Raw genomic sequence first — 14,467 nt, forward strand, 5'->3', positions numbered from 1 at the left:
CTGACCCCTTTTCCGCTCGCCCAGGACGTCGGTAAACCGTCGATCGTTTGACGCAGGATCGCAAGAATGGACGCACGGTCGTCCGAACTCAAGTGCCGATACTCGTCGGAAAGGTCGTGCCCGCTCAGCACCCGCCAGAGCCGTTCATAGACCTTCGCTTTGAGTTGCTCATCGAGCGCCGAAAACGCCGGCGAATAGATCGTGTAGCTGCAGGGAAAACGGAACAGACGTTTCTTCAAATCGAATTGTCGCAATGATTTCCCGTCACCGGTTGTCGGGCCTTTGGCGACAAACTCTTCGACAAACCGCTCTGAACCTTTGATTTCGGATTCCAGCTTCGCTTCATCGACGAACAACAGATGGTCGACGACCAGCTTGGCCGATTCATCGATCACCGTGTCCAACCGAGCCCGTTGGCCCGGCGAATCCGTCGATGTGTAGCGTGCTCGCCGCACGGCATAGTTCGCGTCGGTCAACCGATTGTGCATCTCCACCTGATGCTCCAAGACCATCAACGCCACGATATCGCTGCCGGCGACGGGCCACCGCGAAAGGTCAAATTGGCGGCGAAGCGTGTCCGCGGTGGACTCGCCCAGTGAAACGAGTTCCTCGCCATCGAGAAACGCGTTGCCCATGTGTTTCATCGATCCGTGGTCGCCGGTCACGTACCAGCCGCCCCAGCGTTCTTCGAGGGGACTGGTGTGATCGGTCACGTACGTGTCCAGCAACAGATTGATCTTGCCACTGCTTCGTGCCATCACACTTTGGACCGTGTGCACGGGGATCTTGCCGTGATCGACCGTTTTTTCATGACAGCCCAAGCAGCGGAAGTTTTCGCGCCTCATGTACGGTCGTCGCGGAGTCATCTGGATCGTGTAATAAACGGCACCGAGGTTGGGGTCGGCCACCGAAATCTCCAATAGCGAACTGCCGCGAACCCAGCCCACGTAAACCTCATCCCCAAAGTAAATCGCTCGGGGGTTGGTCGGTGAAATCCGTCCGGTCTGTAAACTGGTCTTGGAGAAGACGAGTGCTTGGGACGAAACCGGAACCTCTAACTCGCTCAGGATCGATCGCAGGTAGCCGTATCCGTCTTCGTAGACCAATTCCAACTCCCCCGAATCCACTTTGTCGATCATCGCCGTGACGCGATTGTCACCCTTTGTTTCGGTGTAATTGATCGGCGGTTCGTCCAGGCGCGACTGGGCCTGGCAGATCGATTGGGCGGCCACGAGCAACGCAAAAGCGACAAGCCGTAGTTTTATGAGGTCATGCATCGGAGGTGGGGTCAATTGGGACCGGAAGGCGGGGGGATATCACACGAGGCGAGTTCTCAAGCGAGTCTACGCCGGTTGCCAGGCACCCGCCAGTCTATCTTAGCGACACATTGAATCACGCGGGTGGGAAATGAAGGGACGGTCCAGATCACGGCGACGGCAATGGGCACGAAACGCTCAAGCGTCGCGGCACACTGGATCGGCGCACAGATTGATTGGTCAAAAGACCGATTGGTCAAAAGATGGCGGCAGCTCGGCCTCGCCGTCTGCCACGAGCTGAGTTCTCAATTTTTTGACCACCCCATTTTTTGACCACCCCGATCTCCGTGCAAATCAACAACCGGCGCGCCAACTCCCTTTAACCTCCTTCCGGAAACCATCGCTTGGCCGCCGCCGCGATCAGCACCGGCAGCCCGATCGACACGCCGAGCGCGAAGGGCAGCCATTGGTGCCGCTGGGCGTACTCGCCGAGTGCGAAACAACTCACGCATCGGCGTCCTGCCGGAAATCCACGTCGTGATACTCCAACGCCCATTCACGCATGAACCGAACTTGGACCGGGTCGATGCGATAAACGATCAGGTCGGGATTGTCGATCGATCCGAGATAATTGCGCAGCAACGGATTGTCATCCCAGATCTGTTGCAGCAGTTCTCGATCGGCCAGAATGTTGGCGACGCCCGTGATCCGAACCTAGTCGTGGCTGTCACTCAGATAGCACAGTTCGACATTCGGGTTGGCGGCGATTTCGGCTGTCTTGTGATAACCGCGGAGGTTGGCGACGTAGACCGTGAATCCGTCGGTGCGGACCGGCGACACCGGTCGAACACGGGGCTGATCGCCGTCGATCGATGCCAAGTAGGGAAACCGGTCCTGTTTCAAGACCGCCTTGGCAAGGTCCGTGACTTGACCGGGCAGGATCGGCTCGGGCTTGGGTTTGCTCATGGATCGAGTATAGCGAATCTTTCTCGAATTTGGCGGTGCAGTTGAGAACGCGCCTTGGTCAACTTATGATGCACCCTGGCACCGCCTTCCAACTTTCCCCACCCGATCGCTCTGGATCACCTACTGATGCGCACCGTCGTCGCCGTTCTCATCGTGGCCGGTTTCACCGTCACGTCTTTCGCTTCCAATTGGCCGGAATTTCGAGGGCCATCCGGAGACGGTCATGCCGCTGACGCCAAGTTGCCCGTGGCGATCGATGAGTCGGTGGTCAAATGGAAAACGCCGATCCACGGCAAAGGCTGGTCTTCGCCGGTGGTTTGGGACGATCAGATCTGGCTGACGACGGCGACCGAAGACGGGACGCGGATGTCCGTGATTTGTGTCGAACGCAACAGCGGCAAGATCGTGCACGACAAGGTGCTGCTGGAAAACCAATCGCCCGCGTTCTGCCACCCGATGAACAGCTATGCGACGCCGACGCCGGTGATCGAGGCCGGACGGGTTTACATCCACTTCGGCAGCTACCTGACGGCCTGCCTGGACACGTCGAATGCGGAAGTCATCTGGAAACGCGACGACCTGGAATGCGATCACCACCGCGGCCCCGCGTCATCGCCGATCTTACATGACGGCAAGTTGTTCATCGCCTATGACGGATACGACGTTCAATATGTCGTGGCACTCGACAAAGAAACCGGCGAGACGATTTGGAAAACGAAACGCGAGATCGACTATGGCACCAACGACGGTGACCGGATGAAAGCGTACTGCACCGGCCAGGTCATCACCGTCAACGATCAAAAACAATTGGTCTACCCCAGTGCCGTCGCGACGATCGCCTACGACCCTGCCAACGGCCAACCCCTCTGGACCGCCTACCACGACGGCATGAACGCATCGGCCCGGCCGCTGTACGGCGAAGGGCTGGTGTTCATCACCAACGGCATGGGGTCGATGATCGCGGTCAGCCCCGATGGGAAGGGAAATGTGACGGGCACACACATCGCATGGTCGGCAACCAAGAGCGTCGCAAAGAAATCGTCCCAACTGCTCGTCGACGGATTGCTGTACATGAACAGCGACGATGGCGTGATCTCGGCGCGCGATCCGAAAACCGGGGATGTCCTCTGGCAAAAACGGGCCGGCGGATCCTTCGCCGCCTCTCCGATCTATGCCAACGGCCGGATCTATGCGTTCAGCACCGAAGGCGACATCGTGACGTTTAAACCCGGCGAGACGTACCAGGAACTGGCAAAGACGACACTCGGCGACGGATTCATGGCCTCACCGGCGGTCGTCGGAAATCAATTGATCCTCCGCAGCAAGTCGGACCTGTACCTGATCCAGCAGTGACGCAATGGGCCAGACGACTTGTTGATGCTCCAATCCTCCGGTGCAGTGCAAACCGGCGGGGAAAAAGATTTGTTGGTCAAAAGATTTGTTGGTCAAAAAATGTCTCCGGCGGTGGTTGCTGCGTCGCCAGGGTGGCATCATTGTGGAGCCGCCAGGTCTAGAAAGACCATGTGCGATGGGTTGCCGACGGCGGCGTAGTGGCCGGTGAACTGCAACTCACCTGTCTTACGATTGACGTTAAAGATCGCGACGTGGTCGGCTCGCTGATTCAAGCAGTAAAAGAATTGCCCTGTCGGGTCAAAGCTGAAACTGCGTGGGTAATTGCCGCGCGTCCACTCTTCGCCCACAAACGTCAGCTGTCCGTTGTCACCGACGGCAAAGATTCCCACGCTGTCGTGCAGCCGGTTGCCGGCATAAACAAACCGGCCATCGTCGGAAACCAAGATCTCTGAACAGAAATTGCTACCGACGAACTCCGACGGCAGCGTCGAGACGGTTTGTCGCGGGGCCAAACGCCCAGCGTCGGCGTCGTAGTCAAACAAGACAATCGTCGAACCTTCTTCCTGGATCGAATAGAACCAGCGGCCGTTGGGGTGAAAATGGAAATGTCGTGGTCCATCGCCCGGTGGCAATGAAATCGCAGCCGGATCGTTGGGGGTCAAGATTCCGGTTTGTTCGTCAAACCGCCAAACAAAGATCTTGTCCAACCCCAGGTCGGCGTGCAGCACATATTTTCCCGAGGGATCGGATTGGATCATGTGAGCGTGGGTGCGATCGTGGCCGCTGATGGCGAAGCTGCCCGCCGGCGCGTTGGTTGCCTGTGTCGGCCCGATCGTGCCGGCGTCCTGCTTCACCTGGACCGGTTCACCCAACCGCCCATCCGCGGTGACCGGGAGCACCGCAACGCTGCCGCCGAAATAATTGGCGACCAGAACAAACCGTCCGCTCGGATGGATGCTGATGTACGTCGGACCGGCACCGCCACTGCGCACGGTGCCCATCAAGGTCAACTTGCCGCTGGATCGATCGATCGAAAACGTGCTGACCGAACCTTCCTTACCTTCACCGACCCGATCGGTTTCATTGGCAGAATACAGCCGGGTTCCCGCAGCGTTGACGGCCAAACAACTGGGGCTTGTCCCCATCCGCTGCGTGCCGATCTCCGTCAACGCTCCCGTCCTGCGATCGACTTGAAACAGATGGATCCCCCGCCCATTGCCCGGCGGCAGATCGACTTGAGTCGGCAACACGTCCTGAAGCGGCGAGCTGAAGGTGCCGACATAGGCGATCAACGGCGGGGCATCAGATTCTGCTTGGGCAACACCGTTGGCAACCGGGCCGACCGCGGCCAGGGCGACCGAAGTCTTTAAGAACGAACGTCGAGATCGGGAGAGTTGATTCATCTTCATCAGTGACAGAAGGGTGGGAAGGTTGCAAAGGCAAGGCGATCATTCTGATCGAAAGAGCGCCGGCATGCACAGCATGCCCTACGCGGCTGCCCCCATCTTTTGACCGCCCCATCTTTTGACCGCCCCATCTTTTGACCGCCCCATCTTTTGACCAACAAAATCTTCCTACCCTCAAAATCTTCCTACCCTCAAAATCTTCCTACCCTCAAAATCTTCCTACCCTCAAAGCCTATCGCTCAGCGCCGAACGCAACCGCTCGACCTCGCCGCGATCCAGTTCCGGTGGATCTTTCTCCAACAGCCATCGGACATCTTCCAACCCCAGATTGATTCTTCCCGTCATCCCGCGCAACTGGGCGCGCAGCATGCGATATCGGGCCTCTCCGGGACTGACCGCAACGATGGCGTCACAGTAGCGGAGCATTGCCTCGCCATCGTTTTGACGTCCGGCGACGCCGATCAAATTATTCAGGATGCGGCTCAGGATTTCGATGTCCGTGTTGGCTTGTAAATCGGAAGGCCGGAGTGATCGGCCGCCATGCAGCGCGACGATCTCGACGGCGTCGGCGCGGCTGAGCAACTTGCCCCGCTCGAAGACGTCGATCAACTGTTCGTTTTCGTCATCGATGACGTGTTTGGATACGAAGTGCCCGGGCAAGCCGACGCCTTCGACCTTCATCCCCAGCCGACGTCCGAGTTCGATGTACAAGACGGACATCGTGATCGGCAGCCCTTCGCGATCGTCGATGACTCGATTCAAGTGGCTATTGGCGGCGTGATAGTACTCGCTGCGACTGCCGTGGTATCCATTCTCTTCAAACAGATAGCGATGCAGGGCGTCGCGTTTCTCGGTCACCGACGCGTCTTCCTTCAGGGTTCCCTGGATTTCTGCTGCCATTTCGTCGACGCGAGCGAGATAGGCGTCGACATCCAAATCGGGGCTATCCAGTTTTGCGATCAACAGCGATCCGACCAGCAGGCGTTGGTCGGCGTCGGTTTGATCGAGTCGACTCAAACGATCGATCGTCTCGGCACGTTCGACGTCGTCGGCAAGCTGCTGAAGTCGCTCGGCTTGTTTTTCAAGCTCGATCGCCCGTCGAGTCAATTCGCGCGCCGCCAGTTCGCCCGACTTGCCGAGTTCGCGAATTTGATCGGTCCCAATCGAATCCAGGGGCAGCGTGTCGATCTCAAGTTCCGCGAGCGTGTTTTCGGCGGCTTCGGACAACATCGGTGAGGGCAATGCGGTGCCGAGCTGAAAACCAGAGAATTCCGGCTCGGTCTCGCGGAACTTTGCCAGCCCGACCTGGCCTTCGGTCAGTTGTTGGTCGTCGGATTCAATCACCATGCGTCCGTTGACAAAGCACGTGATCGTGTCCGTCGCGACACGTACCTTCAATTGGTTCCATTGTCCGGGCAGATAGTATTCCGTTTCCACTTCTTTCAGGATGTCCCAGGAATAAACCGAGGCGCCGCGAAAGCATGTCAATCTCAACCGTCCGGCACTGGCGTAGAAACCGTAATGTTTGTTTTGGCCGTCGCTGTGGAACGCCAATCCGGCGGCGCCGGACTCGTCATCCAGCCGAACCATCACGGCGATTTCAAAGGGGCGCTGGGGAACCTCCCGTTTGGATAGCAGCAATGAACGTCCGCCAAAACCATTGCCCTGGCCCAAGGCGACGATTCGTCCACCGCGTTGCTGCCAGCGGGATCCCATGATGGGCGTCCATCGGTCCGCGTTGATCCGGCCGATTCGAACCCAGCGATCGATCGCGACGGGGTTCGGGTTCTCACGCAACGCGACGAGTTGGCTGACCGGGATGGCGAAACCCAAGTTATCATCGATGGACGATTTCATATTGATGATGCCATGCACTCGGCCCTGGAGATCGACCAGGGGGCCGCCACTGTTTCCCGGCTCGATCGGCATCGCCAATTGCAACAACTCGCGGCCTTCGACTTCGCGTCTGGCCGACACGATCCCTTCGACCACGCTGTTGCGCAGCCCTAGCGGGTTGCCGAAGGCCAGCACACGGATGCCTTGCTGAGAGGTTTCGTCGGCGGCGAACGGGAGCGCCGGTATCTCGCTGGATCCGGGATCGACGCGAATGATGGCCAAGTCGCTGGCCACGTCGGAAGCCTCAACGGCGAGGACTCTCAATTTTTTTCCACCGGCGGTCTCCACCGTAAACGGACGTCCCTCGTTGATCACGTGAAAGTTCGTGGCGACCAGCCCGTCGGAATCGATGATGAATCCGGTGCCGATTCCCAGCGGTTCACCGTCGCGCCCCCGGACCCGAATCGTCACGACCGAAGGACGGATATTGGCAATCAGTGATTGGTGGGATTGGTCGTCGGCCGGCAACGGAGACGCCGTGAAGACCGCGGTGATCGCCAGCAGCGTCAACAGAATCAAATCGAATCGGTGCACGGTCGCTCCTTGCATAAAAGAATCGTTCATGCCCTATGATAGCGGGATGCCAACGGATCATCAGGTTTCGCGGCATGAAAAAAGCGACACGAACCGATTCTGCATGCGTTGCTTCGTGGGCACCGACGAGTTTCAGGAGGTTGAGAATCAATGAGCGAGTTTCCCAAAGAGATGTTGCATCGGCTGAAAACGTGCGGCGTTGTCGCCGGTTTTTCGGTCGACAAGGTGGAGCATGCGGTGCCGCTGACCAAAGCGTTGTTGGACGGAGGGATCAACGCGATTGAATTGATGCTCCGCACGCCGGCGGCGATGGCGGCAGTGATCGAAATCTGTGCCGAGGTGCCCGAGATGTTGGTCGGGGTCGGGACGATCTTGAGCCCGGCATCGGTGCGGGAGGTCAAAGCCGCGGGCGCGGACTTCGGCGTCGCACCAGGAATGAATCCACGCGTCATCGGTGCGGCGCAGGACATCGGCCTGCCCTTTGCCCCGGGGATCGCGACACCGACGGATTTGGAAGCGGCCATTGAGCTTGGCTGTCGTTTCGTCAAATTCTTCCCGGCCGAAGCGATGGGAGGCGTCACGTACCTGCGCAGTTTTGGAGCTCCCTACAAACACCTGGGCATCCAATATTTTCCGCTGGGCGGCATCAACGCCGACAACATGTCAGAGTATCTGCGCGAGCCCAACGTGCCGGCGGTCGGCGGATCATGGATCGTCAAACAAGCATTGGTAGACAACGAAGACTGGGCGGGAATCAGCTCCCGTGCCGCCGACGTCATTGGCAAATTGAAAAAGGATCAACGAAGATGAATCAAGTGGTCGTGACATTTGGAGAAATCATGGGTCGACTGGCGGCACCGGGACATTTGCGGCTTCGCCAAACGCGGGAACTGGAAGTCACCTATGCCGGGGCGGAAGCCAGCGTCGCCGAATCGATCAGCAACTTCGGCGGTGCGGCCCGCTTCGTCACGGCGTTGCCGAAACACGCCTTGGCCGACGCGACGATCGATTCGATCCGCGCCCTGGGCGTCGACACCCGCTATGTGTTGCGGACCGACGAAGGGCGGCTGGGGCTGTATTTTTTAGAAACCGGCGCCAATCAACGTCCCAGCAATGTGATCTATGACCGCGCCGATTCGGCGATCGCGATCACCCCGGCCCGCCGCTACGACTGGGAAGGGATCCTTGACGCAGCGCAGTGGTTGCACTTGACGGGGATCACGCCGGCACTCTCCGAAAGCGCCGCCGAGGCGACGTTGATCGCGGCGCAGAAAGCCCAAGCCATCGGTGCGACCGTTTCGATCGATCTCAACTTCCGCGGCAAACTGTGGAAGTGGAACGCCACTCAAACACCGCGCCAGTTGGCTCAGGCGACGATGCGAACGATCTTGCCGTACGTCGACGTGGTGATCGCCAACGAAGAAGATTGCCACGATGTGCTGGGCATCCAAGCGGGCCAGACCAATGTTCACGCCGGAGCGTTGGACACGTCACGGTATCCCGACGTCGCGCGCCAGGTCGTAACGCAATTCCCCAACGTTTCCAAGGTCGCCATCACGCTCCGCGAAAGTCTCTCGGCGACACACAACAATTGGGGCGCGATGCTGTATGACACGGGATCCGATCAGCCCGTGTTTGCGCCGATGGATGCGGACAACCACTACCAGCCCTACGAAATCAGAAACATCGTCGACCGGGTCGGTGGTGGCGATGCGTTCGCCGCCGGACTGATCTTTGCGCTGACGACACCTGACTTGAGCGAGTCGCAAACGGCGTTGAACTACGCCGTCGCCGCATCCTGTCTCAAACATTCGATCAAAGGCGATTTCAACTTCTCCACGCGAAACGAAGTCGAAGCCCTGATGGGTGGCTCTGCGTCGGGACGCGTGGTCCGATGAAGCGGATGACCGCAAAGACCCAATTCGTGCCCTATTCAGCAGATGTGGCAAAAATTTGACGGGCAAATCCCGACCGGGCTCTGGGAATCTTCTCCGCCTGTGCGACAATGTTTGCCTTGTCCCAAGCAGCCGCAAACCTCGTTCCCCATGAGTTTGGTGATGTTCCCGAGAAGGATGACGTGTACCGCAACTGCACTTGTCGCGATGATGACGTGCTGCGGTTTCGGCGAGCAACCGCACCCCGCGACCCTGCCGCATCCGGCGGTCGCCCCGGCCGTTGAGAAGATCCAAGCGGTCACCGCCGAGGGACCGTTTCAGCCCGAATGGTCCTCGCTCGAGCAGTACAAAATCCCGCAGTGGTACAAGGACGCCAAATTCGGAATCTTTATCCACTGGGGCGCGTACAGCGTTCCCGCCTACGGCAGCGAGTGGTATCCGCGGCAGATGTACATCAATCTTCCGCGACGTGGCGACAACTTCTTTGAGCATCACATCAAAACGTACGGACCGCAAAGCAAATTTGGATACAAAGACTTCATCCCGCAGTTCAAGGCGGAGAAGTTTGACGCGGCCCGTTGGGCCAAGTTGTTCAAGGAGACCGGCGCGCGATACGTCATTCCGGTGGCGGAACACCACGACGGATTCCCGATGTATGACTGCTCGTTCACGCGCTGGGATGCCTCGGAGATGGGACCGAAGCGTGACGTGATCCGAGAATTGTCGGTCGCCGTTCGCAGCGAAGGCATGAAGTTCGGCGTCAGCAGCCACCGTGCGTTCAACTGGATGTACTACGTCCGTGACAAGTCATTCGACAACGCGGATCCGCAATATGCCGATCTGTACGGGCGCCCGATGCCGTTTCTTTTTAAAGCCGACGCGTGGGACTACAAGAGCCACTTCGTCCCCCAAGACGAACAGTTCAAAGATGACTGGCTGGCTCGCTCCTGCGAGTTGGTCGACAAGTATCAGCCCGACATCTTCTGGTTCGACTTCGGGATCACTCCCGGATTGCAAACCACCAATTATGAAAACAATCCGTTCGCCGGACACCTGAAGCAGTTTGCGGCTTACTACTACAACCAAACGTCAAAGCATTCCGGCCAGCCCGGGGTGATCAATTACAAGTGGGAAGCGTTCCCCGAGTCGGCCGCCGTCCTGGACAAAGAACGATCCAAGATGGCCGAGATCCGCAAGCCGTTCTGGCAAACCGACACTGCGGTCAGCGCCAGCTCATGGGGCTACACCCGGAACCAACGTTACAAGACGCCGGAACGGTTGATCAATGATCTGGTCGATATCGTCAGCAAGAACGGTTGCCTGTTGTTGAACGTCGGCCCCCGCGCCGATGGCACGATCCCCGAAGAGGACCAAGCGATTCTCAAAGCGATCGGAAGTTGGCTGAAGATCAACGGGGAATCGATCTACGAGACGACCTACTGGAAAACGTTCGGCGAAGGCCCGACCGCAGTCTCCACCGGGCACATCTCGGAATCCAAGGACAAGCCGTTCACCGCGGCAGATCTTCGGTTCACCGCACGCGGTGACGACACGCTGTACGTCACCGGGCTGAAGTGGCCGGCCAACGGCCGCATCACGGTTAAAACGCTGGCCAGCGACAGCGAACACTATCAGGGTGAAATCACGTCGATCACGATGCTGGGATCGGACCAGAAATTGAAATGGTCGCGTGACGAAAACGGGCTTACCGTGCAACTGCCGACGACCAAGCCGTCCGAATTCGCCTATGTCTTGAAAGTCACCCGATAGGTCGATGGCAAGCATCGCAAGCTGGAAGCTTACGCCACTTTTACGCCGCGCCCCCAACAGTACTCATGTTGCGACCATTATTGATTCTGCTACTCGGCTCGCTCGCAACCGTCGCGTCCGCGCAGGACAGCAAGAGCGAATCCCAGCGTGGTCGGGGCGACTTACCCGCCCAGGGCGATGGAGGTTTTCCGTTTGTGCTGCCGACGCAAAAGCCCGAGCGTCCCTTGAGCGCGGCGGTCGAGCGCATTTATTCGGCCTATCCCGCACCGCGACCGGAAGACAACGAACTCTATACACGATTCAAGTACACCCCGCTGGTGGGCTTTGATGATCACGGTGGCGACGGCACGGTGTCGCGTCGCGATCCATCCAAAGTCATTTTCGAAAACGGCAAGTACTATGTTTGGTACACCAAACGCGACACGCCGACGCCGCCCCAAGGTCCCGACGGATACACCGACAGCATTCCGTCGAGTGATTGGGACCTGGCCGACATCTGGTTCGCCACCAGCCAGGACGGATTCACGTGGCGCGAACAAGGGATTGCGGTGGCTCGACCTGAAAAGCCTCTGCTGGGATGGCGCTCGGTCAGCACGCCCGACATCCTGGTTTGGAAAGACAAGTATTACCTGTACTACCAGGGCTTTAAAGAAGCGAGCGGGAAACGCGGCGACGACTGCCCGGTTGCGGTCTCCTCTTCTGACTCCCCCGACGGCCCCTGGACGCCGCACCATCAAGTTGTCATCCCCAACGGCGCCCCGGGGCAGTGGGACCAGTTTTCCATCCACGATCCGTATCCGTTGGTTTACCGCGGCAAGATCTATCTGTATTACAAGTCGGACTTCGACGGCGATCCAAACCTGGTCAGGATGCAGGGGCTGGCGATCGCAGACGATCCCTTGGGCCCGTTCGAAAAACATCCACTCAACCCCGTGATCAACTCCGGGCACGAAACAACGCTGTTTCCTTTCCGCGAGGGAATCGCGGCGTTTGTGATCCGCGACGGGCTGGAACATTCCACCATCCAGTACGCCAAAGATGGCGTCCATTTTGAAATCGCGTCGATCGTTTCGTTGATGCCCAATGCCGGCGGCCCGTTTATCCCGGACGCGTTCACCGACACCCGCAACGGTCGTGGCATCACGTGGGGACTTTCGCACTTCACCAACGTCTCCACCTGGGACAAAAACCACGCGATTCTTGCCCGATTTGATTGCGATCTGAGCTTGGATTTGAACGATCCGGCGATGAAACGCACCGGCGATTATCACAAACCCGACGTGTTTTTTAGGCAAGGCTTGAGCAGCCAACAGAAAGTGCGAATTTTGAACGAGAACAAGAAGTTGACGGAACCATAGTGCTCTGTTCAGATTTGAATTGAGGGTTGTGCTTGTCGAGCGGAAAAAAGTCAGGCTGTAACGTAACGTCAGGCTGTAACTTGCGCGGCAATGAAATTGCCTCTGTGTCCTCGGATGCACTTTGCCCACGGATGGCAGCGCGAACCCACGGATTTTTGGCGCCCTGTCATCCGTGGGTTCGCGCTGCCATCGGTGGGTATTCTTTTCGATCGTTAGCGTGGCAATATTACTGGAGTGCTTCGTCGCGACGGAGTCTCTACAATGGCTGCACTCCACTCAACCTTCCACCCACGACTCCCCGACCGATGTTCCGCACTTTTTTGCTCGCTTGCCTGCTGACCGCATCACCTCTGCTGGTTGCCGACGATCGTCCCAACATTGTTTGGATCATCCCGGATGACATGTCGGCAAATTTCTCTTGCTATGGCGAAACCGCAATCCAAACGCCCAACGTCGACCGACTCGCCCAGCTTGGTGTGAAATTCACGAACGCCTTCGTCACCGCGCCGGTCTGTTCGACCTGCCGATCGGCGTTCATCACGGGTATGTATCAAACCAGCATCGGTGCGCATCATCACCGCAGTGGTCGTGGGAAATTGAAAATTAATCTTCCCGACGGCATCGAATTGGTGCCCAAGTTGTTTCAAGACGCCGGTTACCACACATCGATCACCGGTTGGCCGCTCAACGGAAAACTGGGCAAAACGGATTACAACTTCCAGTGGGATGAATCCGTTTACGACTCCAACGATTGGGCCACACGCGACGAAGGGCAACCCTTCTTCGCGCAGATCCAAACGCAAGGCGGAAAGCTGCGCGGTAAAGACGCCAAGGGCTGGGAGAAAGTTTCCGCGGCGGCGGAGAAATCACTCGGCAGCCGCACCCCGAACAGCGTCGTCAACCTGCCGCCCTATTACCCCGATCATCCAGACGTCGTGCGTGACTGGGCGGCTTATCTGGATTCAGTTCGCATGACCGACGTGATGGTCGGCGAAGTGCTGGCCCGGTTGAAAAAAGAAGGCGTGCTTGAAAACACGATCGTGTTGTTCATGACCGACCACGGGATCAGTCACGCCCGTGGGAAACAGTTTCTGTACGACGAAGGGCTGCATGTCCCGCTGGTAATCGCCGGCCCGGGTATTCCTGCCGGCACCGTTCGGGAGGATGTCGTCGAGCACATTGACATTGCCGCATTGTCGCTGGCCGCCGCAGGCATCGCGATCCCCGACTCGATGCAGGCCCGCGACATTTTGGCCGACGACTACACCCCACGTGAAGCCGCTTTTGCCGCTCGAGATCGTTGTGACGAAACCGTCGACCACATCCGCAGCGTCCGCACCAAGGAATTCAAGTACATCCGCAACTTTCTGCCCGAGCGGCCCTACTTGCAACCCTGTGCCTACAAGGACGCCAAAGCGATCTTGATCGCGCTGCGCGAACAACACGCGGCCGGCAAACTGAACGACACCCAGGAGCTGTTGTTCCGCGATGTCCGCCCGACCGAAGAGCTTTACGACCTGCAAAACGATCCGCATGAAATTCACAATCTGGCGGGCGATTCGCAGTTTGCCGAAAAGCTAACAGAGATGCGTCAAAGGCTGGACGTCTGGATGGAAGAAACCGGCGATCAAGGGCGACAGGCCGAATCGGAGCAGATGTACGACAGCGACATGAAGGTCTACACCGACCGCCTGAGCTTGCCAAAATTCGATCCCAAGCAGCTGCAAACGGTCCAGAAGAACATCGCTCTGATGAAGCAATGGGCCTCCGAAGGCAAATAGTGGCGTAAGCATTGCGTTTGCGATTCATTTCCATGCTTTCAGCTTCAGGGCGCGCGAGGCGTGCCGACCGGGATTTCCCATTCATTCGGATCCGCAATCTGATGGATCCACCACCGCGAACGGTTTCCGTTGCCGTGGGCAATGCGTTCTCACTTGAGCGGCATTGATCGCACCACAAACCTCTCGGGTTGTTGCAGTGGGCTCCACAAAGGCACATACTCGAATGGTACGAGCATAAGTGTTGGTGTGCAG

The 14,467-nt window shown here is 58.2% G+C and carries 12 protein-coding genes; 6 read left to right on the forward strand and 6 right to left on the reverse strand.

Annotated features, from left to right (window positions below; translation table 11 throughout):
• From NZK35_RS20780 to NZK35_RS20795, 4 genes are all read right to left on the reverse strand, one after another.
• Positions 1–1,277, reverse strand: a 1,277-nt coding sequence (locus NZK35_RS20780; protein WP_259634447.1) for a hypothetical protein, incomplete at its 3' end; no start/stop codon positions are given.
• Positions 1,278–1,635: 358 nt separating this feature from the next.
• Complete coding sequence (locus NZK35_RS20785) at positions 1,636–1,764, reverse strand: hypothetical protein (protein ID WP_259634448.1); 129 nt, start codon at positions 1,762–1,764, stop codon at positions 1,636–1,638.
• Positions 1,761–1,898, reverse strand: coding sequence for a hypothetical protein (locus tag NZK35_RS20790; RefSeq protein ID WP_259634449.1), 138 nt, complete (start codon positions 1,896–1,898; stop codon positions 1,761–1,763). The genes NZK35_RS20785 and NZK35_RS20790 overlap by 4 nt, the downstream gene beginning before the upstream one ends.
• 72 nt (positions 1,899–1,970) lie before the next feature.
• Positions 1,971–2,222, reverse strand: coding sequence for a pyridoxamine 5'-phosphate oxidase family protein (locus NZK35_RS20795; RefSeq protein WP_259634450.1), 252 nt, complete (start codon positions 2,220–2,222; stop codon positions 1,971–1,973).
• Positions 2,223–2,348: 126 nt separating this feature from the next.
• On the opposite strand from NZK35_RS20795, the gene NZK35_RS20800 reads away from it, so the two are divergent.
• Positions 2,349–3,575: an outer membrane protein assembly factor BamB family protein gene (locus NZK35_RS20800; RefSeq protein WP_259634451.1), complete on the forward strand. Its 1,227-nt coding sequence runs from the start codon at positions 2,349–2,351 to the stop codon at positions 3,573–3,575.
• 137 nt (positions 3,576–3,712) lie between these two features.
• On the opposite strand, the gene NZK35_RS20805 is transcribed toward NZK35_RS20800, so the two are convergent.
• Both NZK35_RS20805 and NZK35_RS20810 read right to left on the reverse strand, forming a co-directional pair.
• Entirely contained in the window at positions 3,713–4,978 is a 1,266-nt protein-coding gene (locus NZK35_RS20805; RefSeq protein WP_259634452.1) for a lactonase family protein, read from the reverse strand.
• 228 nt (positions 4,979–5,206) lie between these two features.
• A complete protein-coding gene (locus NZK35_RS20810) occupies positions 5,207–7,441 on the reverse strand; it encodes a transglutaminase family protein (protein ID WP_259634453.1) in 2,235 nt (744 codons plus the stop codon).
• Between the two features lie 120 nt (positions 7,442–7,561).
• Here NZK35_RS20810 and NZK35_RS20815 point away from each other — a divergent pair, with 120 nt between their 5' ends.
• The 5 genes from NZK35_RS20815 (at position 7,562) to NZK35_RS20835 (ending at position 14,215) form a co-directional block, all read left to right on the forward strand.
• Positions 7,562–8,221, forward strand: coding sequence for a bifunctional 4-hydroxy-2-oxoglutarate aldolase/2-dehydro-3-deoxy-phosphogluconate aldolase (locus tag NZK35_RS20815; protein WP_259634454.1), 660 nt, complete (start codon positions 7,562–7,564; stop codon positions 8,219–8,221).
• Positions 8,218–9,309 (forward strand): sugar kinase, encoded by a 1,092-nt coding sequence (locus tag NZK35_RS20820; protein WP_259634455.1) that lies wholly within the window; start codon positions 8,218–8,220, stop codon positions 9,307–9,309. The genes NZK35_RS20815 and NZK35_RS20820 overlap by 4 nt, the downstream gene beginning before the upstream one ends.
• A gap of 174 nt (positions 9,310–9,483) precedes the next feature.
• Positions 9,484–11,076 carry an alpha-L-fucosidase gene (locus NZK35_RS20825; protein WP_259634456.1) on the forward strand — a complete coding sequence of 531 codons (1,593 nt, stop codon included), beginning with the start codon at positions 9,484–9,486 and terminating at the stop codon, positions 11,074–11,076.
• A 65-nt stretch (positions 11,077–11,141) separates the two neighbouring features.
• Positions 11,142–12,434 carry a glycoside hydrolase family 117 protein gene (locus tag NZK35_RS20830; protein WP_259634457.1) on the forward strand — a complete coding sequence of 431 codons (1,293 nt, stop codon included), beginning with the start codon at positions 11,142–11,144 and terminating at the stop codon, positions 12,432–12,434.
• A 305-nt stretch (positions 12,435–12,739) separates the two neighbouring features.
• Complete coding sequence (locus NZK35_RS20835; protein WP_259634458.1) at positions 12,740–14,215, forward strand: sulfatase family protein; 1,476 nt, start codon at positions 12,740–12,742, stop codon at positions 14,213–14,215.
• Positions 14,216–14,467 lie beyond the last annotated feature (252 nt).

It is taken from the genome of Stieleria sedimenti (assembly GCF_025060895.1).
GTDB lineage: Bacteria > Planctomycetota > Planctomycetia > Pirellulales > Pirellulaceae > Stieleria > Stieleria sedimenti.